Raw genomic sequence first — 25,979 nt, forward strand, 5'->3', positions numbered from 1 at the left:
GACGTCAGGCGACGCTGGGTTCCGGCGCCTCGGCCCAGGCCTTGCGCGCCTTGACCACCGCATCGGCCAGCGCCGGGGCATCCTCTGCCTCGGCCGCGGTTTCGACCTTCAGCAGGGCCATGCGCAGATCCGGCTGACCGAAGGCCGCCGCGCTGCCGGCGATGCGATGGGCGCGGTTGGCGATTTCCGTCCAGTCTCCGGGCTTGCTTTCCAGCCAATCGAACAGCGCGCGGGTTTCGTCCAGATACCGCGCCATAAGCGCCGCGATGGGATCATCCGCAACAGGTTCCGGCGCGACCGCCTGCGGTTTCGGCTCGGCGGATGGCGGCGCATCCTTGCAAAATCTGGCGATGACCTGAGTCAGTTCGTCTTTCATCAGCGGCTTGCCAAGGAAATCGGACATGCCGCTTTTGATGAACCGTTCCTTGGCCTCTGGCAGCACATTGGCCGACAGCGCGACAATGGGGACATCGCGGCTTGCGCCCTGCCCTTCGCGGATCGCCTTGGTCGCCGCCAGACCGTCCATGACCGGCATGCGAATGTCCATCAGGATCAGATCGTAGCGCTCTGCCTCTGCCGCCTCGACGCCCTCGCGGCCATCACGGGCGACGCTGACACGATGGCCCAGCAGGGTCAGCATATCGCGCGCCAGTTGCAGGTTGATCTCGTTGTCCTCGACCAACAGGATGTTGCGATCGACGACCGGGCCAGCCGGTTTCGGCGCCTGTTCGACCTGCTGCTGGGGTTCAGAGAGCACAACCGGCAACCGCAGCCAAAAGACGCTGCCTTCGCCGACGGTGCTTTCGGCACCGATTTCGCCCCCCATGGCGGTCACGAAACGCCGCGCAATGCCCAGGCCAAGACCCGTGCCAGGAAGCCCGTGATCCTGTTTCGATCCGCTGGTCTGGAAATCCTCGAACACGCGGTCAAGATCCTCGTCCGCGATGCCGATCCCTGTGTCGATGATCCGGAAATCAAGGCACAGCTCGTTTCCGCCCGCCTCTTCGGGTTCGCAGCGCTCGATCTCAACCTGAATGCGGCCATGGCGGGTGAACTTGATGGCATTGCCGATAAGGTTCAGCAGCACCTGTTGCAGGCGCGAGGAATCCACGAGGATCCAATCGGCAGGCCGGCCCACCCAACCCCATTCCAGCACATTGTCATTTGCCTCTGCCGCGCTGGTCTGGCTGTCGACGATATCCTGCACCAGTCGCCCGATATGCACTGTTTCTTCCTGCGAGGTGCTGGCCCCGGATTCGAACCGCGCGATATCCAGCACCGCGTCCACATGCGACATCAGCAGCTTGCCCGATACGGCCATGTTGTGGACATACCGCGACTGGACCGGGGTCAGCGGCGTTTCTTCCAGCAGCGACAGATTACCCAGCACCCCGTTCAGGGGCGTGCGGATTTCATGGGTCATCATGGCAAGAAAATCGGCCTTGGCCTGTTCCCCGGCCAACGCCTTGTCCCGGGCTTCGACCAGTTCGTTTTCCGCCGCCACCCGGTGCGAGATGTCGCGCAGAAAGCCGATCACGATCTCTTCGCTGCCGGTGTTGGCCGACTCCAGCGCCAGTTCCACGGGAAAGATCTCTCCGGTGCTGCGCATCCCCTCCAGCCGGACACGGCCATGGCCAACCACGCGGCGTTCGCCGGTCTTGTGCATTCGCGCCATGCCCGCATCATGGGCCGCGCGCAGATGTTCGGGCACGATCAAGGCGCCGATATTGCGACCGATCACATCCTGCGTCTGGTACTTGAAAATACGTTCCGCCGCCGGATTGAACCGCTGGATGTCCCCTTTCATATCCGCCACGATCACCGCATCCAGCGAGGTGTCGAGGATCGTGTTCAGGCGTGCATAGGCGGCCGAAAGCTCATGCCCGCGCCGTTCTGTCTGACGCGAGGCGGTCTGGGCGAGGCGCAGCAGAAACAACAGAACCAGCACCAGGATCACCGTCAGCAGAGCCAGCCGCATCAGCGTTACGGCCACGGAATTGCGCTGTGCGTCCGATTGCCGGGCAAAGAAATCCAGCCCCGAGGTCGCCAGCGCCCGCAAGTCCGCGCGCACATCGTGCAACATGTCCTCAAGCCGCGGCAGATCGGCGATCAGCGCCTCTGTCGGGCCGTCGATCAGCGGAACAGAGGCGGCCAGCGTCTGTTGAATGCGGGCAAGCGGCGCGCCGAAATCCGGCAAGCCGCGCAGATCCGTATAGATCCGACTGTTGGCCAGAGTCTGGATACGGCTGTAAAAAATGTCGTATTCCTCTTTCAGCGAGTCGAGATCAGCGCCCTGATCCAGCTGCGCATGTTCCACCTCGTAGAGCAGTTCAAGGAATTCGACTTCGGCCTGTGACAGGGTCCACTGCACGTTGTCCGACCGCGCATCGTTCAGCAGCCGCAGATCGCGGACGATCTCGACGGCGAGAATGCCGATGGCCACAACGCAGAGCAATGCGACGCCGAAAAAGATCGCGCGCCCGCCCTGCCGAAACAAACCGAGAAATTTCATAGCCTGTCCGTTCCCTGGGCCGGCGTTGCGGCCTTACTTGCGAATGTCCATCCGGTCCAATTGCCAGATGCTGCGCGCGTAGATGACTTCTGTCCGGTATTCAGAGGACGCGGCATAGGGATAGATCAGCCACAGCGGCCCCTTGTCCCGGCGCGACATGATCTTGCCGTCCATTTCGAATGCGATGATCGGTCCACCGTCCACGCCGTCGGCTACCGGCACACTGACGGCGTAATCATTGATGGCGCGGGCCTCGATTTCGCCCCCGTCGGCCTGAAGGTAATCCAGCAGATCCTCCAGCTCGACCCCGGTGAAGGTCGATGTATCCGCCGTCCAGATCGTATCGGTGACAATCTCCGTCTCGCCGATGGCCCGCAACATGTCGAGATCGAAACGCGCGGCCCCGTCGCCGTTGGTGCGCCCTATCTCTCCGGTGACGGTCAGAACCACGGGCCCGCGCGGTTCCGGCAGATCCTGTGCAAAAGCGGCACCCGCCAGCAGGACGGTACCGCAGGCGGCTGAAACAAGGCTCAAAGACGTCATTCGCAAAATCCTTCCGGTTCGATTCACTTGTGCCATAGCCGCCTTAATAGAGCATGGGGACTTTCGGATTGCCGCCCTATCCATCTGGATAGGGCAGCGTAGCGGTGGCGATCAATAGGCCCCCCGCCCCGAAATCACCGCGCGTGCCGTCATCGCCAGCAGCAACAGGTCCAGCAGCAGGCTGCGCGAACGCACATAGGCGACGTCCATGTCGATCATCTTGTCGAACCCGATGTCCGCCCGCCCCGAAACCTGCCACAACCCGGTGATGCCCGGCTTGGCGTTCAGACGCTCTAGCGCGCGGGCCGGATAGGCGGCAACCTCCTTGGGCAGCGCCGGGCGCGGGCCGACCAGCGACATGTCACCTTTGAGAACGTTCAGGATCTGCGGCAGTTCGTCGATGGAGTAACGGCGCAGGATACGACCGATGCGGGTGACGCGCGGATCGTGGCGGGATTTGAAACAGATGCCCTCGCGGTCCGAGTTGGCCTCCAGCTCGGCGCGGCGCGCCTCTGCGTTGACGTGCATCGAGCGGAACTTGTACATGGTGAAAAATTCGCCGTTTTCACCCACGCGGACCTGCCGGAACAACACCGGGCCGCGGCTGTCGAGCCGGATCACCATCGCCACCAACAACAGGATCGGCGCCGCCGCAAGGATCAGCGCGGCGCTGGAAAAGGCGTCAAAGGCGCGTTTCACCGCAACGTCCTTGCGAATGGTGCCCAGCGCATGACGGGCCGCCCGCGCAAGAAAGGTGAAATTGCCCACGAGATAGCGGTTCGCCATGCGGCGCGGTTCCATCGCAAGCCGCCAGACCCACTCGGCCTTGGCCTTGCGCACCAGTTCCGGCGCGCGGCGCACGTTGCCGGCAAGGAAGTCGAACAAGGCACCGACGCCAAGGATCAGCCGGGGCGAAAGTTTCTCGGCATTCCGGTCGATCCACAACTCTTGCATCGGCACGCCCATGGCAACCAGCAGGATGTCCGCGCCAGAGCGGTTGATGTGGGCGATGGCGGCCTCACTGTCGGCGGCACCTTCGTATCCGTCACGGGTGCCCGCGATCCGCAGGCCGGGAATGGTCAGCGCCAGCTTGCGGGCCGCCGACTCCGCCGTGCCCGGCTTGGCCCCGAACAGATAGACCGACTTGCCCTGTCGCGCGGCTGCGCGCAGCAGTTCCGGGGTGAAATCCGTGCCGTTGAGATTTTCAGTCAGGCCCTTGCCGGTCATGCGGGCCGCCAGTTCCACACCGATGCCATCGGGCAGCACCATGTCGGCGTTTTCCAGCGCCGCGGCATAGGCGCTGTTGCGGACACGGACATTGGCGCAATGCGCATTCAGGAAATAAACCCGACGTGCCGTCCCGTCGAGCAACGCCTCGACCGTCTGGGCCGTGGTGGCATCCACCAACGGCAGCCCCATGACGGTGCGGCGGCGCATCGGCAGGGCAACGGGGGTGGCGGTGGTGAAGGCGTCAGAGGCATAGGCGTGCATTGTCGGATTCTCCTGGGCTGGATTTGATCCAATGCTTCCCCCATTCGGCCGCTTTGCCTCAATTCCCGCCATCGGACAGTCAGCGGCGCCGAGGCATGGCCCCGCCCCCCAAGCGGCCAGCGCCGCCGCCCCATCCGGATCGGTCGGCCTATACCGTGGCATAGGGCGCCCCCCATTTCCCCCTGTGCCTTGCCCTGCGAAAGGCGTAACGAAGACCGCAGAGCAGCGCTTTAACTCTGCGCCTGATCCAGTAAGGTACCGATATGCGAATTCTGATTGCCGACGATCATGACCTTCTGCGCGATACGCTGGTCGCCTTTCTGGGCGCCGAGCAGGGCTTCGAGATCGGCACCGCCGCCAGCTATCCCGAGGCACAGACCCGTATCCGCGAAGATGCCCCCTATGACCTTGTGCTGCTGGATTACAAGATGCCGGGCATGATGGGGCTGGACAGCCTGAAAGAGGCGCTGGAGATGGAAGGCGGCCAGCGCGTTGCCCTGATTTCCGGCGAGGCCACGCGCGAAATCGCGGAACAGGCGCTGGAAATGGGGGCCGCCGGTTTCGTGCCCAAAACGCTGCCCGCCAAATCGCTGGTGAACGCGGTGCGCTTTATGGCCATGGGCGAGAAATACGCGCCCATCGACTTTATGACCGCACCCGAGGCCGAGGAAACCAATCCGCTAGCCAAAAAACTGACCCCGCGCGAAATGGATGTTCTCAAGGGGCTTGGCGAAGGCAAGTCCAACAAGGAAATCGCCCGCGACCTTGGCCTGACCGAACCGACCATCAAGCTGCACATGAAGACGCTTTATCGCAAGCTGGAGGTCAACAACCGCACGCAGGCAGCGCTGGCCGCGCGCGAAGCCGGGCTGTTCTGACTGGGCTTGTTTCCGGCGCACCCTATCCGCCCGGATAGGGTCACGGGCCGGATGCGCCCCTGCGCCCTCCCCCCGCGTGCAAGCCATGCGCGGCCCCGTCCTGTAGGTCTTCGGTCAAAGGAGACCCGCCATGACCCTTCAGGACACATTCGCCCCCGAACCGCGCCGCCGCAAGGTGCCCGCCATCATCCGCACGCCGCTGCGGCAGCTGTCGATCAAGCGCCTGTTCCTTGGTGGCCGCGCCGGTGATCTTGGCCGCCTGCCGCGTTACGCCGGCATCTTCCTGATGGGCTCGACCGCGATCTGGGCGCCGATCACCGGCTATCTCAAGACCGCGCCGCTGAGTTTTTCCAGCCACATGTCGCTGATCCTGCCGGGGTCCGGGGCCTCGGCCTCGGTCAACCTTGCGGACATCGGGCAGGCCTCGTCCTTTGCCAGTTCGGCCTTTGCCTCGAACTCGATCAGCCCGACGGAAACCTACAAGCGCCTGCTGGGTGCGGGCCGCATTCTCAAGGATGCCGCCGACCGGCATGGCGTCGACTGGCGCGCCTTTGGCCAGCCCAAGATCCGGCTGGTGGACCAGACCGCCTTTATCCACGTGGAAATGACCGGCTCCACACCCGAGGACGCCCGCGACCGCAACAGCGCCTTGCTGGCCGCCTTCTTCGAGGAAATCGACCGGCTGCGGGCCGATGAACTGGCCACGCGCGAGGGCGGCGGCTTGAACGCGATCCGCGAATATCAGGCCTCGGTCGCGGGAACGCGGGACGAAATCGCCCTGCTGCAGAAATCCACCGGGCTGTATTCGGTCGATCAATACGCACGACAGGTGGACGAACTGGACGCCCTGCGCACACAGGCCGATCGCCTGACCACCGAGTTGCAGCGCGCCGAAGGCGCCGTTGCCCGGCTGGAGGCCCGGCTGGGCACCGATGCGGAACGCGCGGCGCTGATCCTGCGGGTCAACGCCGACAGCAATTACCTTGCGCTGCTGGAAACCATGGCCGAGGCCGCCGCCGATCTTGCCGATGCGCGGTCGCGCTATGGCTCGCGCCATCCCCGCGTGTTGAGCGCACAGGCCGCCCATGACGAGGCGCGCTCCGATGCCGATACGCTGGTGGCCGAAATCACCGGCAACGCGCTGGATCTGGAACGTGCCGCCAACGGTGGTCGCACCGACCTGCTGACCGATCTTGTCCGGCAAGAGGCCGAACGCACCGGACTTGCCGCGCAGCTTGCCGAACTGAGCGCCCAGTTACAGACGGAAACCGCGCGTCTGGACGCCCTGGCCCCCGCCGCCGCCCGTCTGGAAGACATGCAGCGCGATTTCAACGTGGCCGAGGCAGTCTTTGCCTCTGCCATCGCGCGCACGCAGTCCTCGAAAGCGGACATCTACGCTTCGTATCCGCTGGTGCAGGTGCTGGAGGATCCGACGCTGGCCGAGGAGCCGACCTCGCCCAAGCGCAAGCTGGCCATCGCCGCCGGGGGCGCCGCGACCTTCATGCTGTTCATGGGGCTGATGCTGGGCTGGCTGCGCAAGCCGCTGATCGAAAAGCTGCTGGTCAAGAAGGACAAGTAAGCCATGACGCCCGATCCGGTCCTGCCCCGCAACCCCGCCGAGGGCGCCTTTTACAAGATCATCGTCCTGACCTGGGTGTTCTACCTTTTCGGGGCGCTTTACGTGGTCGGCCCGGTTCTGGCCTGGACGATGGGCGGTCTGGCGGCGCTGTCGCTGTACCTTGGGCCGGCGGTGCGCGAAGACCTGCGCGCCACCGGGGGTATCCCGCCGATCATCTGGGGCTGGATCATCGGCATGATCGTCATGCTGGTGGCGCTGTGGGCCGGTCACATGGATTGGGCGCTGGGGACCAAGAAAACGATCAAATCCTCGATCGGCTGGGCCAAGGGCTGGGCGCTGCTGGCGCTGTTCCCGCTGATCGGGGCCGTTCTGCCGATCCGCCGCGAAGTCTTGGTGCGCGCGCAATGCCGGCTGGGCATGTGGACGCTGATCCTTGCGCCGGTCTTGATCGCCGCGCCCTATATCGGGATGCCGGAAAAGATCTTTACCTCCCCGCTCAAGGCCATTGGCGGCCCGGGCCCCGAGTATTTCTCGGTCTATTTCTTCACCTACGACCCGGCAAGCTGGACCCCGCGCTGGCAGTTCTATGCACCTTGGTCGCCCTTTGCCGCACTTCTGGGCGTGGTGCAGGTGCTGTTCGCGCTGGAGGAAAAGAACCGCAAGTGGATGATGATGGGCGTGGCCGCGGGCGTGCTGATGATCCTTGCATCAAAGTCGCGCATGGGTCTGGTGGGACTTGTGGCCTGCACCATCGGCCCGCGCATGATGCCGCTGGTCTTCAAGGTCTGGGCATGGATGGCACTGTCGGCAATGACGGCCACCTTGTCGGTCATCGGCGGCTGGCTGGGCGAAAAGATCGAGGCCTTCGTCGCCGCCTTCAAGGGCGCGCGCGCCGACAGCACCCGCGTCCGCGAAACGCTGCAACGCATCGCCCATGAACGCTGGGAAAACGAGGCCGTCTGGTTCGGTCATGGCACCGTGCATCCCGGCCCGCACCTTGTGGAATACATGCCCATCGGCAGCCATCACACGTGGTACGGCCTGCTGTTTGTCAAAGGGCTGACCGGTTTCTTTGCCCTGCTGGTGCCGCTGGTCTGGCAGACGCTGCTGGCGCTGTGGGATTCGGCGCGCGGTCCACGCGGCCGCCTGCCGCTGGGGATCATGATGGTGATCGTGCTGCTGTCGATGGGCGAGAACCTAGAAATCGAGGTCTACCTTCTGTGGCCCGCGCTGGTGGTTCTGGGCATCCATGCCCGCGAACTGGCCGACGAAAAGGCCGAAAAGCGGGCCGAGCGCGCCCTTGCCACCGCGCAACCCGCCTGATCCACCGGGCGCCCGGGCGCAAAAAAAGACCGGCCCACACAGGGCCGGCCCAATCCTGTCGGACCCGTCACAGGCCCGTTTGTCATTCCGGCCACGCCGCCCGTCAGGCGACCAGCGCGACCTCTGCTTTCTCATCGTCGAAGAACGCGTCGTGCAGGCTCTTGATGGCCTTGGACATATCGCCCCGTTCGAGGATGAACTGGGTATCCACGTTGCGCGGCCCCTGACTCGCGCCAACCGAATAGATGCCGCTGTTGGCAAAGGATTCCAGCCCGCGTTGCAGCACCGACAAACCGCTGAGATCGCGGCCCACAACCGACACAAGCGACAGCTTGCGCGTCTTGATCTCGGCCTGCGGATAGCGTTCGGCAAGATCGGACTCGACCCGGCGTAGCGCCTTCAGCGTGGTGTCGACATAATGCGTCACCGTGTTGGCGTTAGAGACCTTGGACACGATCCGCACGTTGTGCCGCGTCAGAACATCAAGGATCGAGGCGTCATACCCCTTGACCCCCACCATGTCCTGCTCGAACACCTCCAGCGCAAAGACATCCAGACCGGTCACGATCTCGACGCCCGGCGTATCGGCGGGCTGATCGTCGATCAGCGTGCCCGGATCGCCCGGATCAAAGGCATTGGTCACCCGCAGTGGAACGCCGGCCTGACGCAGGGTCTTGGCCGCCGACGGATGGATCGCCTCCATCCCGAGGTTCGCCATCTGGTCCGCCACGTCATAGTTGGTCCGGCCCAGCTTGCGCACCTTGCTCGCGCCCACGATCTTGGGATCGGCAGAGGACAGGTGAAACTCCTTGTGAATGATCGCCTCTCGCGCCCCTGTCTGGGCGGCAAGCTGCGAGAACGTCACCTCGGAATAGCCCCGGTCGAATTCCCGCATCAGACCTTCGCGGCACTGGGCATAACCGGTGACGATCGGCATTTCGGTCGAAGGGTCGATCCCCTCCATGCCGCGCGCCAGCCGTTCGTCCAGCGATACCTCGCCTTCATCGCGCCAGCCGGTCAGGTCGACCAGCCGCGCGTCTGCGCCCGCCCTTTGCAGCAGCAAGACCGCCACAAGTGCGGAATGCGCCTCGCCCAGACCGGACAGCAGCTCGCGGATGTGGAGCAGATGTGCATTCAACCGAAAGTGCCCGTAGGAACACAGGCGTTGCAGATCGATCAGGCAGTTACGCGCGCCTTCGATACGTTCCTGCACAAAGGCCGTGGCCTGTTCCACGTCGCCGGGATGATCCAGAACCGCCTCGTGAGCCTCGATCATCGCCTGGCTGACGCGGCTCAGCGCATCGTGCCAGCCGTGGTCGTCCTCGGCATTGGCAAAACGCGCATAGGCGCCCGCCTCGCCGGTTTTCTTATGCTCCAGCAGCAGGTTGGTGATGCCACCAAAGGCCGACACCACGAAGACGCGGCCATATTCCGGCTTGCCGTCTTTCAGGAACAGCGTATCCCGCAGTTCCGCGAGGCGGGACATGCTTGTCCCGCCGATCTTTTCAACAGTATGGGTCATCTGTTCAGGCCTCCACCTCCTCGGGGGCGGCATAGGAACCATCTTCGCGGTGCACCTCGTTCCCGGTGACCGGCGGATTGAAACAGCAGGCCATGACCAGTTCCTCATCCGCCTTCAGGCGGTGGCGGTCGTGCTGGTCCAGCGCATACATCACGCCCGGCTTGATCTGATGGACCTCGCCGGTGGCCAGATCGGTGATCGAGCCCTTGCCCTGCATGCAATAGACGCTTTCAAAGTGGTTCTTGTATTCAAACACATGTTCCGACCCCGCTTCGAGGAAGGTGATGTGGAACGAAAACCCCATGCCGTCATCGGCCAGCAGCATCCGCACGCTGGTCCATTTCGCGTCCGAGACGACCCGGTCGCGCTGGTTCTTGCTGATTTCTTCGAAGTCTCTGACAATCATACCTGTTACTCCGCTGCGATCTTCTGTGCCGACAGGACGGTGCGCGCCGCGTCGATGAGGATGTTCAACCCATCCTTGAGCTGTTCATCCGGTGTGGTCAGCGGGGCCAGAACCTTGACCACCTCATCCTCGGGGCCCGAGGTTTCGATGATCAGACCGTTTTCAAAGGCCTCGGCGCAGATGGCTGCCGCCAGATCGCCCGAGCCGACATCGACGCCGCGCATCATGCCACGCCCCTTCAGCTTGGCGCCCGGCACCATCGAGGCGATGGTTTCCAGCCCGTGCTCCACGGTCTTGGCGCGCCGTGCGATGTCCTTCTGGAAACCGTCGTCGCTCCAGAACTTCTCGATCGCCACGCGGGCGGTGACAAAGGCGTGGTTGTTGCCGCGGAAGGTGCCGTTGTGTTCGGCCGGTTTCCAGATGTCCAGTTCTGGCTTGATCAGCAGCGCCGCGAAAGGCAGGCCCATACCGCTCAGCGATTTGGCCATCGGGATCAGGTCCGGCTCGATTCCCATATCCTCGAACGAGAAGAAGGTGCCGGTACGGCCACAGCCCGCCTGAATGTCATCGACGATGAACAGCGCGCCATGTTCCTTGGCCAGCCGGGCGATGCCCTGCATGAATTCCTTGGAAGCCGCGTTCAGACCGCCCTCGCCCTGCACGGGTTCGATGATGAAGGCCGCGGGCGCGTCCACACCCGACGAAGGGTTGGACAGCATCTGTTCGATGATCTCAAGGCTGTCGATCTCATCGCCAAAGGCGCCTTCGAACGGCATATGCGTGGTTCCGCCCAGCGGTGTGCCCGCACCGTCGCGCTTGCCGGAATTGCCGGTCAGCGACAGCGCGCCCATGGTCATGCCATGAAAGCCGTTGGTGAAGGCGATCACGTTCTGGCGGCCGGTGATCTTGCGGGCCAGTTTCATCGCGGCTTCGACGGCATTGGTGCCGGTCGGGCCGGTGAACATGACCTTGTGGTTCATGCCGCGCGGCTTGAGGATCACCTCCTCGAAGGTTTCAAGAAAGCGCGCCTTGACGCCGGTATGCATGTCCAGCCCGTGGGTCACACCGTTCTCGGACAGATGCGCCATCAGGGCGGCCTTCATGTCCGGATCGTTGTGGCCATAGTTCAACGAGGAACAGCCAGCGAGAAAGTCGATATAGGTCCGCCCGGCAGTGTCGGTCATTTCCGACCCAAGCGCGGTGGTGAAAACGGTATCGAATCCGCGGCAATAGCTGCGCGCCTCCGATTCCCGTCGTTTGAAGATGGTCGGGTGAAAGGTCTGTGATGACATCAGGTTTTCTCGGGTTTTCGTGATCAAAAAAAGGGTGACTTTGGCGGGCCGGTCAGGCGGCCTGCGCCAATTCCTCGGACAGCTTGATGGTCACGAGGTTCTCGGTCTTGTGGCGCTGACGAAAGTGCAGCGACTGCGTGTAATAGGGCTGAACGTCCAGACCCCGCCCCTGCGACCGGCCGAACTTGCGGAACAGCGCCCAGGAGGCATCGTTGTCGCCGGTGATCGTGGTCTGCATCCGGGTCACATCGGCACAAACATCGCGGTCGAGGATGGATTGCAGCATCAGCCCGCCCAGACCCAGCCCGCGCGCCTTTTCAGACACGGCGACCTGCCAGACAAACAGCGTGTCGGGATCGTTGGGCATGACATAGGCAGAGACCCAGCCCACCACCGCGCCGTTCAGTTCGGCGACGACGCAGGTGTCGGCGAAATGATCACACTGCAACAGGTTACAGTACATCGAGTTTTCGTCGAGCGGCTTGCACGAGCGTACCAGCTCCCAGATCGCCGCCCCGTCTTCCGCAGTAGGGCACCGCAGGCTGGGCAGGGACGAACGGGCGATATCGCGCGGGTGTTGCATCGGTTGCAGTCTCCATGATTGCTTCGCCAATCGAAGTAGCCCGCACCCCGGAAAATTTCAACCGTCGAAGCAAATTTTCTTTCTTGCGCTGATTTTACTTCATAATTTCAAAGCACATGCCAAATTTTCACTTAGCAAATCAAAGCAAGAAACGGTTGAATACCCTGCGAAACCCCTATATTCTTTGGTATGCTAACCAATGGACTCTTGATGGACCGCGTCGATACCTGCCTGATTGCCATTCGCCGTATCCTGCGCGCGACAGAGCTTTACGGACGTGAATTGAAACAGTCGGCGGGGATCACCGCCGTGCAATTCCGTGTGCTTCAGATCATCGCCGAAAAGGGCCATGCCACCGCGAAAGAGATCTCGGTGCGGATGCGCGTGTCACAGGCGACGGTGACTTCGCTGGTCGACAAATTGGTGCGGCAGGACATGGTGGTGCGCGAAAAATCCGCCACTGACCGGCGCCAGACGGACATTCACATCACCCAAAAGGGCCGCACCACACTGGCCGAGGCCCCGGACCCGCTGCAACAGCGCTTTGTGCGCAAGTTCGATGCGATGGAAGATTGGGAACAATCGATGCTGGTGGCCAGTCTGGAGCGGGTCGCGGCCATGCTGGACGCCGAAGACATCGACGCCTCGCCGGTGTTGGACACGGGCGAACTGAAACGCCCGCTGGATCACTGATTACCTCGGGTGTCAGCTCTCCTGCGCCGCGCCGGAACAATTGTCGGGGATAGACGGTCCCGCTGACAGCAGCTCGATCAGGCCGCAGTTGCCGCGCACCAGATCATCCAGCGTGACCATGTCCAGTTCATGATAGAACGCCTCCAGCGCGCGGGTCACATACCCCCGCAGACGGCAGACCCCGATCAGGGGACAGCTGTTGTTTTCCGGGTCAAAACACTCGGCGAAAGGGATTTCCGTCTCGAACAGGCGAAAGACCGCGCCTATCGAAATCCTGTCCGCCGGGCGCGCCAGACGCAGGCCACCCGATCTCCCGCGCAGCGTTTCGATATAGCCCTCGGCCTGCAACTGCTGGACCACGCGCGCCACGTGGTTCGTCGATGCATTGCATTCGGTGGCGATGTCAGAGGTGCGGGCAAGGGTCCGATCATTGACAGCGCAGTACATCAGCACGCGCGCGGCTAGGTTGGTCCGTATGGTCAGGCGCATGGCTTCTCTCGCTCGGGTCCGAATATATTTCGCATCTTTGGTGTGACTTACCTTGATCCAGATCAGGTCGCACCGGTCGCGAATGGGATACCGCCTGTTCGACGCGATTCAAAGGCATATCCATGATGCGGATTTCTCAGGGCTATGGCAAATCCTCCGCTCCGCGCCGGGGGGCGATGCTGTCACTGGCTGCGGTACTGATCTGGCCCGTGCAGGCAGCGGTGATCGCCCTTGCTCTTGCCGATCTTCTGACCGCAGAAGCGCGCCTGTCGCCGGTGATCGCGGGATGTGCGGTATTCGCCCTTGCCGGCCTGCGCGCGTTTCTGGACGCCGCCGCCCAGCGCCACTTGTCCGATACCGCGACGCGACGCATTTCCGCGTTGCGGACCCAGATCCTGACCGCCGAAACCGCCGCCGCCGCCCCATCGCAAACCGGCGGCGCCGGGGCCATTGCCGCATTGGCGACGGAAAAACTCGAAGCCTTGCGCCCCGACGCGCTACGCTATCGCCCGGCCCGTTTGCGGGTCATGATCTTGCCGCCGCTGATCCTTGTCATCGCCGCCTACTTCAGCTGGGCCGTTGCCCTTGTTCTATTGATGGCCGGGCCGCTGATCCCGCTGTTCATGGCGCTGGTTGGCTGGGCCGCGAAAGAGGCCAGCGCCCGGCAAATGGCCGAAATCGGCACTCTCAGCGACCTGCTGGCCGACCGGTTGGCGGCCCTCGCGGACCTGCGGCTGATCGGGGCCGGACCAGCGGTGATCGCAGGCTTTGCCAAGGCCACCGACCGCTTGCGCCTGCGCACCATGGCCGTTTTGCGCATCGCCTTTCTGTCCTCCACGGTGCTGGAGCTGTTTTCGGCGCTTGGTGTGGCCATGGTCGCCGTCTGGGTGGGCTTTTCACTGCTCGGAGAGATCGGTTGGGGCACATGGGGCGCACCGCTGACGCCTTTTGCCGGCCTCTTCCTGTTGCTGCTGGCGCCAGAGTTCTTTCAGCCCCTGCGCGATCTGGCCGCTGCCTGGCACGACAAGGCCGCCGCCGCCGCCGTCGAGGACGAACTGACCCAATGGCGTCAAGAGGCACGCCCGGCGCGGCTGGGCAGCGGCACACACCGCCCCGGGGTGAGGTTTGGCGGGCTGCGATGGCAGGGTCTGACGCTGAACCGGGAGGGCCAGACCTTGCGCTGGCCCGATGCCCGGATCCGCCCCGGCGACACCCTTGCCCTGACCGGCGCCAGCGGCACCGGCAAGACCACGCTCTTGCGGATGCTTGCGGGATTGCAGAGCCCCTCGACCGGTCAGATCCTGATCGGTGACATGCCGCTGGACGACAGCACCGCCGATGCATGGCGCGCGCGGATCGGCTGGATGCCGCAGGCGCCGCATTTCCTCAACCGCTCGCTGCGGCACAACATCGGCTTTGGCGCGCCACCGGATCCCGATCTGCTGCGCCGGGTGCAACTGGACCGCGTCATCCGCGCCTTGCCGCGCGGGATGTTGACCCCTTTGGGCGAACGCGGTGCGGGACTCTCCGGGGGCGAGGCGCGGCGCGTCACGCTGGCGCGCGCGCTGAACGGCGCGCCCGACGTTCTGCTCGCGGATGAGCCGACCGCCGATCTGGACGCTGAGACCGCCGCAGAGGTGATCGACGGGCTGATGGATTTTGCCGCGGACGGCGGCACCCTGATTGTCGCAACACATGACCCGCGTCTGGTGCGTCGCATGGCCCGCGTCCTGCAAATGGAGCCTCTCGGATGACCGCCATGATCCGCATCATGGCCCTGCTTTGGCAGGGTGAGCGCAGGTCCTTTCTGCGCGGTTTTGCCCTGTCGATCGCCGTGCTGGCCATGGGGGCCGCCCTGCTGGGTCTGTCGGGATGGTTCATCACCGCCGCTGCCGCCTCTGGTCTTGCGGGCACTGGCGTGCTGTTCAATGTCTTTGCTCCCTCGGCCATGGTCCGCTTTCTGGCGCTGGGGCGCACCGCGGCCCGTTACGGAGAACGGCTGACGACGCATGACGCCACGCTGCGCGCCCTGTCGCGGCTACGGGTGCGCCTTTTGCAGGGCTTGCTGGCCAGCCCCTATCGCCGGTTGGAACGGCTGCGGGCCAATGCCGTGCTGAACCGGGTGACGGCGGATATCGACGCGCTGGACGGGCTGGCCCTGCGGTTGATCCTGCCGGGGCTGGCCGGGCTGGCGGTGATCCTGATGTCAAGCCTTGCGCTGTGGTTCCTCGTTCATCCTTCGGTCGCGCTGGTGGTGGGCGCGGGCTATGCCGGGCTCCCCACGGTGATCTTTCTGACCGGGCAACGTCTGGCCCGCGCGCCATCGCGTCAGGCCGAAGCCGGGTTGATGGCGTTGCGCAGCCGCTTGATCGACCTCGTAGCGGCGCGCGACGACCTGACCGTTCTTGGCCAGCTTCCCCACGCGCGGGACAGTGTCGCCACTGCCATTTCGCGGCACGCTGCGGCGCAGGCCCGGACCGACCGGATCGAACGCCAAATGGGGCTGGCGCTGGACCTGATCGGCGCAGCCATTGCCGCCGCCACTCTGGCCATCGGGGCCACGCTGGCGCAGGCAGATCAGATCACCCCGGCCCGCGCCGCCATTGGCGTTTTCGTCGCGCTGGCGCTGGGGGAAACCGTCGCTCCGGTGCGCCGCGCCCTGGCCGAGATCGGCCGCATGATCCCCGCCGCGCGCCGGGTCGCCCCCGCGCTTGGTCACCTGAACTCGCCCGCCGCCTCGGGGCTGGCCCCTCGGGGCACAGATCTGCACCTGCGCCGTGTCAAATATACCCGCCCCGGTGGCACGCCCCTTTTTGCACCGCTCGACCTGCACCTTCGGGCGGGCGAAACGCTTGCCCTGACCGGTCCCAGCGGTTGCGGCAAAAGTACCGTTCTCTTGATGGCCGCAGGCGAACTGCCCCCCTCTTCGGGCGATCTGAGCCTTGGTGGCGTGCCTTTTGCACAGATGTCGCCACAGATCCGGCGCGACCGGATCGCCATGGTGCCACAACGCCATGCGCTGATCGCGGGCACCGTGGCCGGGAACCTGCGACTGGCCGCGCCCGACGCCACCGATGACGACCTGTGGCATGCGCTGCGCGCCACCTGTCTGGACCGGACCATCGCCGCCCGGGGCGGGTTGGACATGCGGCTGGGCTTTCGCGGCGCGGGCCTGTCCGGCGGCGAGGCACGGCGGCTCGTACTGGCGCGGGCGCTGCTGCGCCGCCCTGCCCTGCTGATCCTTGACGAGCCGACCGAAGGTTTGGACAGCGACACCGCCCGCGCCGTGCTGGCCGGTGTCCGGCAGGCGTTGCCCCGGGCCGCAATCCTCATGGCGGCGCACCGGCCCGAGGAAACCGGTTTTGCCGACTGCCGCGTCGCGCTGACGGCCTGACAGCCCGTATTGGGGCAGAATTATTCCGCAGCCATGATGTCGATTTTGACCCAGATCAAGAACACATATCGCAAAAGGAATATAAGCCGCATTAATCCGCATCCATGATGCGGAATAAATGCATTGCTCAAGGAGCCCCGAAAATGGAGATCGGATTGGTCGAGCTGTCGCGCCTGCAATTTGCGATGACGGCCATGTATCACTTTCTCTTCGTGCCGCTGACGCTGGGTCTGTCGATCCTCGTCGCGATCATGGAGACCGTCTATGTCATGACAAACCGCCCCATCTGGCGGCAGATGACAAAATTCTGGGGCACGCTGTTCGGGATCAACTTTGTCCTCGGCGTCGCCACCGGCATCACCATGGAATTCCAGTTCGGCATGAACTGGAGCTATTACAGCCACTATGTCGGCGACATCTTTGGCGCGCCGCTGGCGATCGAAGGCTTGATGGCCTTCTTCCTCGAGGCGACCTTTGTCGGCTTGTTCTTCTTTGGTTGGGACAAGCTGACCAAGGTGCAGCACGCGGTTGTCGCCTGGCTGGTGGCCATCGGATCGAATTTCTCCGCGCTCTGGATCCTGATCGCCAATGGCTGGATGCAGAACCCGGTGGGCGCGCAATTCAACCCAGACACCATGCGGATGGAAATGACCTCGTTCTTTGACGTGGTCTTCAACGAGGTGGCACAGGCGAAATTCGTACACACCGTCAGCGCCGGCTATGTGACCGCCGCCGTCTTTGTCCTTGGTGTATCGGCGCTGTACCTGATCCAGAACCGGCACAAGGATCTTGCGCGCCGTTCCATCGCGGTGGCCTCGGCCTTTGGCCTTGCCTCGGCGCTGTCGGTGGTCGTTCTGGGCGACGAATCCGGCTATTCCGCCAGCCACACCCAAAAGATGAAGCTCGCCGCGATCGAGGCGATGTGGGAAACCGAACCGGCCCCCGCCTCTTTCACGCTGGTCGGTCTGCCGGACAAGCAGGCACGCGAAACCCACTACGCGGTGCACATCCCCTGGGCCATGGGCCTGATCGGAACCCGGTCGCTGACCGAGGAAATCCCCGGCATCAATGACCTTGTGATCGAAGCCGAGGCAAAGATCCGGCGCGGCATCATCGCCTATGACGCGCTGATGACCATCCGCGAGGCCCGCGATGCCGCCCCCGCCGATGTCCGCGCCAGTTTCGAGGAACACTCGGACGATCTGGGCTTTGCCTTTCTGCTGAAGAAATACGTCGATGATCCGCGCGACGCGACAGACACGCAGATCAAACAGGCCGCCGATGACACGATCCCCGGCGTCGCGCCTCTGTTCTGGGCTTTTCGGATCATGGTGGCGCTTGGCTTCAGCTTTATCGCGGTCATGGCCTATTTCTTCTACCGCGCTTCGTTTCGGAACATGCAGTTCCCGCGCTGGTCGCTTTATGCCGCGGTGGCCATCATCCCGACACCATGGCTGGCCGCCGAACTGGGATGGTTCGTGGCCGAGTTCGGGCGCCAGCCATGGACCGTGGATGGCGTCTTGCCCACGGCCCTGTCCGCCAGCCATCTGAGCGTAGCCGATCTGCTGATCACGCTGGCGGGCTTTGTCACCTTCTACACGGTGCTCTTCGTCATCGAGATGAGCCTGATGGTCAAATACATTCGCAAAGGCCCGTTCCAGGACGTCGAAGAAACCAATGCATGGCAGCAACGCCACGAGGCGCGACTGCGCCAGATGCCCGGTGAGCCGACCGCGTCTGCCACCCCTGCGGAGTAACGGACATGATCCTTTATGAATTGATCGACTATGACACGCTGCGTGTCATCTGGTGGGCGCTGCTGGGCGTGCTGCTGATCGGATTTGCCCTGACGGACGGGTTCGACATGGGGGTGGGCGCCTTGCTGCCCTTCGTCGCCAAGACGGACGTGGAACGCCGCGTGGCCATCAACACCGTTGGTCCCGTCTGGGAAGGCAACCAGGTCTGGTTCATCCTTGGCGGCGGCGCGATCTTTGCCGCATGGCCGCCGCTATACGCAGTGTCGTTCAGCGGCTTTTACCTTGCGATGTTCGTGGTGCTGGCCGCTTTCATCGTCCGCCCCGTGGCGTTCAAGTACCGCTCCAAGCGGGACAGCGCCGGCTGGCGTGCGCGCTGGGACTGGGCTCTGTTTGCCGGCGGCGCTGTTCCTGCCCTGCTGTTCGGCGTCGCCGTGGGCAATGTTTTGCTGGGGGTGCCCTTTCACCTGACCGACGACCTGATGCCCATGTATGATGGCAATGTCGCGGTAAAGTTCCTTGGCCTGCTGCGCCCCTTTGCGCTGTTGGCGGGCGTGGTGTCCCTGTCGATGCTGTTGATGCATGGTGCCGCGTGGCTCAGCCTCAAGACCGAGGGCAAAGTGGCCGAACGCGCCCGCACCATCGGCACAAGGGCCGGGCTTGTCGCCGCCACCGGCTATGCCCTTGCGGGGCTTTGGCTGGCGATCGGGGTCGATGGCTTTGCGCTGGTGAACGAGGTTGTGCCCAACGGCCCGTCGAACCCGCTGTATTCCGAAGTGACGCGCGGAGGCTCTTGGCTGGCCGCCTATTCCCTGCGGCCATGGATCGTCGCGGCACCGCTGATGGGCTTTGCGGGGATCGCCATGGCGGTGCGGGGGCTGCGGGCTGGCCGCGAAGTCTCGACCCTTCTGTGGTCGAAACTGGGCATCACCGGGATCATCGCCAGCGTCGGCCTGACCATGTTCCCCTTTGTCCTGCCCTCGACCGTCGATCCGAACAGTTCGCTTACGGTCTGGGATGCCTCCAGTTCCCACCAGACCCTGTTCATCATGCTGGTGGCCACGGTGATCTTCATGCCGCTGATCCTTGCCTACACCGCGTGGGTCTACCGGGTGCTCTGGGGCAAGGTCACAGATAGCCAAGTCACTGAAAATGCAGACACTGTGTACTGAGGAGATCCCGAGATGTGGTATTTTGCATGGGCCCTTGGCCTGCCGTTGGCCGCCGGTTTCGCCGTGTTGAACGCGATGTGGCTGGAACTGCGGACCGACGCCTGTTTCACCGAAGAAGGCGACTGCCCCGTCGGAGAACATCATCGCTGAGACACGGGGGGCCTTGTCCCTTCCCCCCCCGTTTCGCCGGATCTCTTGCCATCAGGCCGGGATCCGGCCCCGACATCGGCCCGGCCCGCGCAGGCTCTGCGCCGCGCCCGCCCGGCCAGTGCTGTTCACACAGCCCTCACGGAGAAGACAAATGACACACCCGATCCACAACCGGTCGCGGCGGGCCGTTCTGGCGCTTGGTGCCGGGGCCAGTGCGATGGCCCTGACAGGCGGTTCCGCAAACGCAGCGCCGCGCCTGCCCACGACAGCCAAGATCATTATCATCGGCGCAGGTGCCGGGGGCACGGCGCTGGCCAACCGGCTTGTCAGACGGCTGGAGGGCGCGCGGATCACCCTGCTGGACCCGCGCGCGAACCACCTGTATCAGCCCGGCCTGTCGCTCGTCGCAGCCGGGCTGAAACCTGCAAGCTACGTGGTGTCGAAAACGACCGACTGGCTGCCGGACGGGGTGACGCTTGTCCCGGAACGGGCCGCGGCCATCGACCCCGAAGCACAGACCGTGTCGACAGACAGCGGCCAGACCCTTTCTTATGATTTTCTTGTGGTGGCACCGGGGCTGGTGCTGGACCATGACGCCATCGAAGGGTTTTCGCTGGACATGGTCGGGCGGAATGGCATCGGCGCGCTTTATGCCGGGCCGCAATATGCCGCAGCCACGTGGAAGGCCGCGCAGACCTTTGCCGAAACCGGCGGCACCGGCATCTTTACCCGCCCGCAGACCGAGATGAAATGCGCGGGCGCACCGCTGAAACACACCTTTCTGATCGACGATATCGCGCGGACCAAGGGCACCCGGGGCAAGGCGCATTTTGTCTATGCCGCCCCACAGGAGACGCTGTTCGGCGTGCCAATCGTGGCCGAGAAATTGCGGATGCTGTTCGGGGATCGCGGCATCGACACGGCCATGAATCACCGGCTGCACGCCATCGACGCGGGCGCGAAAAAGGCGCAGTTTGTCGACCAATCGGGATCCAGGGTCGAAATAGACTATGACTATCTCCATGTCATCCCACCCCAGCGTGCGCCCGAAGTGATCCGCCAGTCGGGCTTGTCATGGGCTGACAAATGGACCGATCAAGGCTGGGTCGAGTGTGACAAGGCCAGCCTGCGCCATCTGCGCTATGACAGGATCTGGGCGCTTGGAGACGTGGCCGGCGTCCCCAAGGGCAAGACCGCCGCCAGCGTGAAATGGCAAGTGCCCGTGGTCGAAGACGGGCTGGTCGCCGCCATCGCCGACCGCGACCCGGTGGAAACCTACAACGGTTACACGTCCTGCCCGATGATCACCCGCGTTGGCCGCGCGATGCTGGTCGAATTCGACTATGACAACAACCTTGTGCCCTCGTTCCCCGGGATCATCGCCCCGCTGGAAGAGCTGTGGATCAGCTGGCTGATGAAAGAGGTTGCGCTGAAAGCCACCTACAACGCCATGCTGCGTGGCCGCGCCTGAGGAGACAGACCATGAAAGACATGACATTCGGCACCATCCTTGCGGTCTTTGAGGAAATCTTTGGCAAGGGCCTGTTCTGGGCCATGGTCGTGGCGGCTGCTTTGGTCACGCTGGCCTATCTTTACGTTCTGATCCGCGACCGGTCGATCAGCTGGCGAAAGTTCCTGCTGGCGCAACTTTCCATGCCCATCGGAGCAGTGGCGGCGGTCTGGTTCGTGCTGCACATGACGCATTCCAAACTGGCCAACCTTGGTGGCCCGGTGGATGTGATCGTCTTTCTTGGCATCGCGCTGGCGGGGGCCGTGGGATTGGCGATCCTTGTTTACACGGTGCAATCGCTGATCGCGGCCCCGCACACCGACCGGCGCTAACCGGCAAAGGCGGCGCTTACCCTTTGGCGGGCCCGCCCTTCATGTCCGGTGCCTTGCGTCCGCGATAGTGAACGGTCAGTTCCAGCGGGGTATCATTTTCGTCATAGACCCCCAGAACGACGCCGCGCCTCCCGGATTTCCGGCGCATCTCCATCAGTTGCGCCTCGGACCGGGTGGTGCGTTGCGAAGGGCGGCGTGTCCATGCAAACAGCTTGTCATACAGTCCGGAAATGACCTCGGCATAGTCGGCGCTGTCGCCCAGATCCACCAGTTCCTGCGGATCGTTGCGAAGATCGAACAGCAGCGGGCGATAGCCGCCCTCGCAATGAATCAGCTTCCAGCGGTCGTCGATCAGGCAGAACATCACCGCGTCCCGCACCGGCGCCTGCATCAGCGCCGCCACCGGCGAGCCGGAATAGTCGTATTCGCAGATCGCATAGTCGCGCCGCGTGCCGGTGCGTTCGCCATGCAGGATCGGCAGCAGGCTTTCGCCCTCCAGCACGTGATAGGCCGGTTCCGCCCCCGCGACCTCGACAAAGGTCGGGGCAAGGTCGATGGATTCGACCAGTGCATCACAGACGGTGCCGCGCGTAGAGTCCGCCTCGGGCGAAGGATCGTAGACGATCAGCGGCACACGGGTCGATGTGTCGTGGAAAAAGGTCTTTTCCCCCATCCAGTGATCGCCAAGAAAATCGCCGTGGTCCGATGTCAGCACGATCAGCGTGTCCTGCATCCGTCCGGTCTTTTCCATCCAGTCGAACAAGCGCCCCATCTGGTCGTCCGCCTGTTTGATAAGTCCCATGTAGGCCGGGATCACCGCGTCGCGCACCTCGGCCCGGGAAAACGCTTCGCCCACGCGGGTGTCCATGAAGGCGCGCAGCACCGGATGCGTGTCCTCGCGTTCCGCATCCGAACGGATGACCTCTTGCACGTCCTCGGGCCCATACATGCTGGCATAGGGTTCGGGCACGATATAGGGCCAGTGCGGCTTGATATAGCTGAGATGACAGCACCACGGCCCCTCGGCCTGTTCCATGAACTGGATGCCGCGCCCGGTCAGATAGGGGGTTTCGCTGTCCTCTTCGGCGATATTCGCCGCCTCGCGTGCGTGTTTGAGGAACCAGCCGGACAGGACATTGCCATCCTCGTCGAGCCCGGAATTGGCAAAGTCATGCCATGGGTTGTCGCTCTCGTATCCCTTGGCGCGCAGGTAGGCGTTGTATTCCTTGGCACCGTTCGGATCGTAAGGCCCGTCCGGTCCCTCGGGCAGCATCCCGTCGTCGCGCTCAAAGACGTCAAAGCCGCATTCCGCCACCCGCGCGCCGATCAGGCTGTCCGGCTCCAGCCCCAACCGCGCCATCCCCTCGGCATCCGCCCGCATATGCGTCTTGCCGACAAGGTGACAGGACATGCCCGCCTTGCGCAGGTGATCGCCTAGCGTGACCTCTCCCACTTTCAGCGGGATACCGTTCCAGCTTGCGCCATGGCTGTGAACATAGCGGCCCGTGTAGGTGGACATGCGCGACGACCCGCAGATCGGTGACTGGATATAGGCGCGGTCAAACCGCACCCCGCGCGCCGCCAGCCGGTCGATATTGGGCGTGTGCAATGTCTTGTGCCCATAACAGCTCAGGTAATCCCAGCGCAGTTGGTCAAACATGATGAACAGGATGTTCTTTGCTTTTGCCATGATCCGCCCGCCCCCCAAGGCCACGCATATGCGCCCCCGGTTGGCCCCTTTCCTCCCCAATTCGGCACAAGCTGTACCGGGTTTCGGCGCGCAACGAAATCGTCGAAATCCGATGCCGCAAGGCGCAGGCTTTTGACCAAACGCCCATGACGGACCAGCAACCGCCCAAAGGGCCGATCATCTAGCGGAATGTAAGGGAAATTTGGCGCACCCATGAGGATTCGAACCTCAGACCTCTGCCTTCGGAGGGCAGCGCTCTATCCAGCTGAGCTATGGGTGCTTCGCAGGCTTCTATAGCGGCTCATAAACTGCGCCGCAATGGGGGTTTGATGCAAAAGGGCGATGCAATTGCATCGCCCCGCATCGCGTTCAGCCAAACAGCTCGTGCGCCAGTTCCAGCGCCTCGACCAGCGCGTCGATCTCACCTTCGGTGTTGTACAGACCCATGGACGCGCGGCAGGTGGCCGTGACACCAAGGTGATCCATCAAAGGCCCGGCACAATGATGCCCTGCCCGCACCGCGACGCCCTTTTTGTCGAGGATGGTCGAGATGTCATGCGCATGCCCTGCCCCCTCCATCGTGAAGGAGAAAATCGCCGCCTTGTCCGGTGTCGTGCCCTGCACCGACAACCAGTTCAGCCCGCCCAGTTTCGACACCGCGTAATCACGCAGCCGCGATTCATGGGCGGCGATGTTTTCCATCCCCAGACTCATCATATACTCCAGCGCGACGCCAAGGCCGATCTGCTGGACGATACCGGGCGTGCCGGCCTCGAACTTCATCGGCGGATCGTTCCAGGTGATCTCGTCCTTGTGGACCTCGCGGATCATGTCGCCGCCGCCCATGAAGGGGCGCATTTCGTCCATGCGGGCGCGGCGAATCCAGATCGCCCCCGAGGCCGAGGGCCCATACAGTTTGTGCCCAGTGATGGCATAGAAATCACAGCCGATTTCTTCGACGTTGACCGGCATATGAACCGCCGCCTGCGACCCGTCGACCAACACCGGAACGCCCTTGGCCCGTGCGCCTTCGCAGATCGCCTTTACATCGACCACCGTGCCCAAGACGTTGGACACCTGCGTGACCGCCACCAGTTTCGTGCGCGGGCCGATGGCGTCGATCACCTTTTGCGGGTCAAGGTAACCGGTCGAATCCACATCGACCCATTTGATGACAACGCCTTGCCGTTCGCGCAGGAAATGCCATGGCACGATGTTGGCGTGATGTTCCATCACTGACAGGACGATTTCGTCCCCGGGCTGCAAATTGGGCATGGCCCAGCCATAGGCGACAAGGTTGATGCCCATGGTCGTACCGGTGGTATAGACGATTTCCTCGGGATCTTTCGCCCCGAGGAACCGCGCAATCACCTCGCGCACGCCCTCGTATTTCTCGGTCGCAAGGTTCGACAGATAATGCAACCCCCTGTGGACGTTGGCATATTCCTCGGCATAGCCCTTGGTCACCGCGTCGATCACCACCTGCGGCTTTTGCGCCGAAGCACCATTGTCGAGGTACACCAGCGGTTTGCCGTTCACCTCGCGCGAGAGGATCGGAAAATCGGCGCGGATCGTCTCTACATCATACATAATCGCTCATCCCTTCCGGTGAGACCCCGGCAAGGGTCAGCAAGATCGACACGGCAAAGGCCATTGCCAACATCCCCAATACCAAGACGGCCAAGGCACGCAAGAGCCCGCCCAGCCCATGCGCTTCGTCGATGAAATTGACCGCGATCCAGACGCCCAGCCCGGTGGCCACCATGGTCAACAGCCCCGCCAGCGACAGCGAGACCGGCACCAGCAGAAGTGTCGCGGCCTGAACCAGCACCCGCAGCCCCTGCATCCAGATCAGCAAAAGCGCGATTTCCTCGACCTTGGCCCGGCCACCGAACATCCGGCCCACCCATGTCAGCGCAAGGATCGAAGCCGCAAGCGCCCCGCCCTGCATCACGAGAAAGGCTACGGGACTGGACAGAAACGGCGGAACGCTGGACGGGTCCACCAGGATCGAGGCCGAAAACAACAGCGCGTTCAGAACCACGACCAGCGCAAAGGCGGTCCACAGCGCTTCGCGGTTGGGCCGGATCGACAATAAAAGCGCGGCAACCTCACGCGGGTTGGTCACGCTTTGTGCCGCAAGTCGCAGAAAGCCGTCCAGCGTCACGCCGCCACTCCGCTTGTCGCGATGCGCCGCGCCTCACGCAGGCCGGTGCTCCAGAACCACAGGAACGCCGCAAACCATGCCACGCCAACCAGCGTCAGCGCGCCGCCCGGCCCGATGAAACCAGCCACCAGCCCGTTCAGCAGCGCCAGTGGCGAGGCCGCAAGCAGCGCCCAGAACAGCGCCAAACGGGCGTCATAGCCCGTCACCGTGCGGCCAACCGCCCGCGATACCAGCTGTACCAGCCCGGCAACGACGTAAAAGATCAGCGGCAGGAACAACATGGTCGCCAGCAGCGCGCCACCAAGCGCCGGTTGCAGTTCAGTGTCCTGCAAATGCGCTTCGCGCGCCAGCCGGGGCCATTGCGCGACGAACATCACCCCGCAGGCGCCCATCAGATAGGCCAGCGCCCGCGGTTCCGAGGCGCCGCGCGCCATCAGGCCGCGCAGCACCTGTCCCGGCCTGCGATAGCTGGCCGCGATATCACGGGTGACGGGCACGG

General features: G+C 63.7%; 23 protein-coding genes and 1 tRNA gene. 11 read left to right on the forward strand and 13 right to left on the reverse strand.

Features of this window, described 5'->3' with window-relative positions:
• Positions 1-4: 4 nt before the first annotated feature.
• The 3 genes from KJP30_RS05375 to KJP30_RS05385 form a co-directional block, all read right to left on the reverse strand.
• The gene (locus KJP30_RS05375) at positions 5-2,512 is read right to left on the reverse strand and encodes an ATP-binding protein (RefSeq protein WP_218447957.1); all 2,508 of its coding nucleotides are present in this window, start codon (positions 2,510-2,512) and stop codon (positions 5-7) included.
• A gap of 33 nt (positions 2,513-2,545) precedes the next feature.
• Positions 2,546-3,055, reverse strand: a complete 510-nt coding sequence (locus KJP30_RS05380; RefSeq protein WP_218447958.1) for a putative pterin-binding protein — start codon at positions 3,053-3,055, stop codon at positions 2,546-2,548.
• 111 nt (positions 3,056-3,166) lie between these two features.
• Positions 3,167-4,546, reverse strand: coding sequence for a WecB/TagA/CpsF family glycosyltransferase (locus KJP30_RS05385; RefSeq protein WP_246594355.1), 1,380 nt, complete (start codon positions 4,544-4,546; stop codon positions 3,167-3,169).
• A 263-nt stretch (positions 4,547-4,809) separates the two neighbouring features.
• Between KJP30_RS05385 and KJP30_RS05390 the strand changes: the two genes are divergently transcribed.
• The 3 genes from KJP30_RS05390 to KJP30_RS05400 all read left to right on the forward strand — a co-directional run bounded on the left by KJP30_RS05390 (position 4,810) and on the right by KJP30_RS05400 (position 8,326).
• Positions 4,810-5,424 (forward strand): response regulator transcription factor, encoded by a 615-nt coding sequence (locus KJP30_RS05390; protein WP_218447959.1) that lies wholly within the window; start codon positions 4,810-4,812, stop codon positions 5,422-5,424.
• A 130-nt stretch (positions 5,425-5,554) separates the two neighbouring features.
• Entirely contained in the window at positions 5,555-7,003 is a 1,449-nt protein-coding gene (locus KJP30_RS05395) for a GumC family protein (protein ID WP_218447960.1), read from the forward strand.
• A 3-nt stretch (positions 7,004-7,006) separates the two neighbouring features.
• A complete protein-coding gene (locus KJP30_RS05400; RefSeq protein WP_218447961.1) occupies positions 7,007-8,326 on the forward strand; it encodes an O-antigen ligase domain-containing protein in 1,320 nt (439 codons plus the stop codon).
• A 103-nt stretch (positions 8,327-8,429) separates the two neighbouring features.
• Here the strand turns inward: KJP30_RS05400 and KJP30_RS05405 are convergent, their stop codons facing one another.
• The 4 genes from KJP30_RS05405 to ectA are packed head-to-tail and all read right to left on the reverse strand — an operon-like array spanning position 8,430 to position 12,129.
• Entirely contained in the window at positions 8,430-9,848 is a 1,419-nt protein-coding gene (locus KJP30_RS05405) for an aspartate kinase (RefSeq protein WP_218447962.1), read from the reverse strand.
• Between the two features lie 4 nt (positions 9,849-9,852).
• Positions 9,853-10,254 carry an ectoine synthase gene (locus KJP30_RS05410; protein WP_218447963.1) on the reverse strand — a complete coding sequence of 134 codons (402 nt, stop codon included), beginning with the start codon at positions 10,252-10,254 and terminating at the stop codon, positions 9,853-9,855.
• A gap of 5 nt (positions 10,255-10,259) precedes the next feature.
• A complete protein-coding gene (ectB, locus tag KJP30_RS05415; protein ID WP_218447964.1) occupies positions 10,260-11,546 on the reverse strand; it encodes a diaminobutyrate--2-oxoglutarate transaminase in 1,287 nt (428 codons plus the stop codon).
• Positions 11,547-11,598: 52 nt separating this feature from the next.
• The gene (gene ectA / locus KJP30_RS05420) at positions 11,599-12,129 is read right to left on the reverse strand and encodes a diaminobutyrate acetyltransferase (RefSeq protein ID WP_218447965.1); all 531 of its coding nucleotides are present in this window, start codon (positions 12,127-12,129) and stop codon (positions 11,599-11,601) included.
• 210 nt (positions 12,130-12,339) lie between these two features.
• On the opposite strand from ectA, the gene KJP30_RS05425 reads away from it, so the two are divergent.
• The gene (locus KJP30_RS05425; protein WP_218448436.1) at positions 12,340-12,822 is read left to right on the forward strand and encodes a MarR family winged helix-turn-helix transcriptional regulator; all 483 of its coding nucleotides are present in this window, start codon (positions 12,340-12,342) and stop codon (positions 12,820-12,822) included.
• Positions 12,823-12,834: 12 nt separating this feature from the next.
• Here the strand turns inward: KJP30_RS05425 and KJP30_RS05430 are convergent, their stop codons facing one another.
• Positions 12,835-13,311 (reverse strand): Rrf2 family transcriptional regulator, encoded by a 477-nt coding sequence (locus KJP30_RS05430; protein WP_218447966.1) that lies wholly within the window; start codon positions 13,309-13,311, stop codon positions 12,835-12,837.
• Between the two features lie 122 nt (positions 13,312-13,433).
• Here KJP30_RS05430 and cydD point away from each other — a divergent pair, with 122 nt between their 5' ends.
• From cydD to KJP30_RS05465, 7 genes are all read left to right on the forward strand, one after another.
• On the forward strand, positions 13,434-15,065 hold the full coding sequence (gene cydD / locus KJP30_RS05435; RefSeq protein WP_218447967.1) for a thiol reductant ABC exporter subunit CydD: 1,632 nt from the start codon (positions 13,434-13,436) through the stop codon (positions 15,063-15,065).
• Positions 15,062-16,705: a thiol reductant ABC exporter subunit CydC gene (cydC, locus tag KJP30_RS05440; RefSeq protein WP_218447968.1), complete on the forward strand. Its 1,644-nt coding sequence runs from the start codon at positions 15,062-15,064 to the stop codon at positions 16,703-16,705. The genes cydD and cydC overlap by 4 nt, the downstream gene beginning before the upstream one ends.
• Before the next feature lie 143 nt (positions 16,706-16,848).
• A complete protein-coding gene (locus KJP30_RS05445) occupies positions 16,849-18,462 on the forward strand; it encodes a cytochrome ubiquinol oxidase subunit I (protein WP_218447969.1) in 1,614 nt (537 codons plus the stop codon).
• A 5-nt stretch (positions 18,463-18,467) separates the two neighbouring features.
• Positions 18,468-19,631 carry a cytochrome d ubiquinol oxidase subunit II gene (gene cydB / locus KJP30_RS05450; protein ID WP_218447970.1) on the forward strand — a complete coding sequence of 388 codons (1,164 nt, stop codon included), beginning with the start codon at positions 18,468-18,470 and terminating at the stop codon, positions 19,629-19,631.
• Positions 19,632-19,643: 12 nt separating this feature from the next.
• Entirely contained in the window at positions 19,644-19,781 is a 138-nt protein-coding gene (gene cydX, locus KJP30_RS05455) for a cytochrome bd-I oxidase subunit CydX (RefSeq protein WP_218447971.1), read from the forward strand.
• A gap of 151 nt (positions 19,782-19,932) precedes the next feature.
• A complete protein-coding gene (locus tag KJP30_RS05460; RefSeq protein ID WP_218447972.1) occupies positions 19,933-21,252 on the forward strand; it encodes an NAD(P)/FAD-dependent oxidoreductase in 1,320 nt (439 codons plus the stop codon).
• A gap of 11 nt (positions 21,253-21,263) precedes the next feature.
• Positions 21,264-21,623 carry a DUF5368 domain-containing protein gene (locus KJP30_RS05465; protein WP_218447973.1) on the forward strand — a complete coding sequence of 120 codons (360 nt, stop codon included), beginning with the start codon at positions 21,264-21,266 and terminating at the stop codon, positions 21,621-21,623.
• A gap of 16 nt (positions 21,624-21,639) precedes the next feature.
• Here the strand turns inward: KJP30_RS05465 and KJP30_RS05470 are convergent, their stop codons facing one another.
• The 5 genes from KJP30_RS05470 to KJP30_RS05490 form a co-directional block, all read right to left on the reverse strand.
• Complete coding sequence (locus KJP30_RS05470) at positions 21,640-23,313, reverse strand: sulfatase-like hydrolase/transferase (RefSeq protein ID WP_218447974.1); 1,674 nt, start codon at positions 23,311-23,313, stop codon at positions 21,640-21,642.
• A 203-nt stretch (positions 23,314-23,516) separates the two neighbouring features.
• Positions 23,517-23,593, reverse strand: a tRNA-Arg gene (locus KJP30_RS05475).
• Between the two features lie 89 nt (positions 23,594-23,682).
• Positions 23,683-24,903, reverse strand: coding sequence for a cysteine desulfurase (locus KJP30_RS05480; protein WP_218447975.1), 1,221 nt, complete (start codon positions 24,901-24,903; stop codon positions 23,683-23,685).
• Positions 24,896-25,480: a YIP1 family protein gene (locus tag KJP30_RS05485; protein ID WP_218447976.1), complete on the reverse strand. Its 585-nt coding sequence runs from the start codon at positions 25,478-25,480 to the stop codon at positions 24,896-24,898. The genes KJP30_RS05480 and KJP30_RS05485 overlap by 8 nt, the downstream gene beginning before the upstream one ends.
• Entirely contained in the window at positions 25,477-25,977 is a 501-nt protein-coding gene (locus KJP30_RS05490; RefSeq protein ID WP_218447977.1) for a YIP1 family protein, read from the reverse strand. Before KJP30_RS05490 ends, KJP30_RS05485 begins: the two co-directional genes overlap by 4 nt.
• Positions 25,978-25,979 lie beyond the last annotated feature (2 nt).

Origin of the sequence: Antarctobacter sediminis, assembly GCF_019218285.1 — a bacterium.
Lineage (GTDB): Bacteria > Pseudomonadota > Alphaproteobacteria > Rhodobacterales > Rhodobacteraceae > Antarctobacter > Antarctobacter sediminis.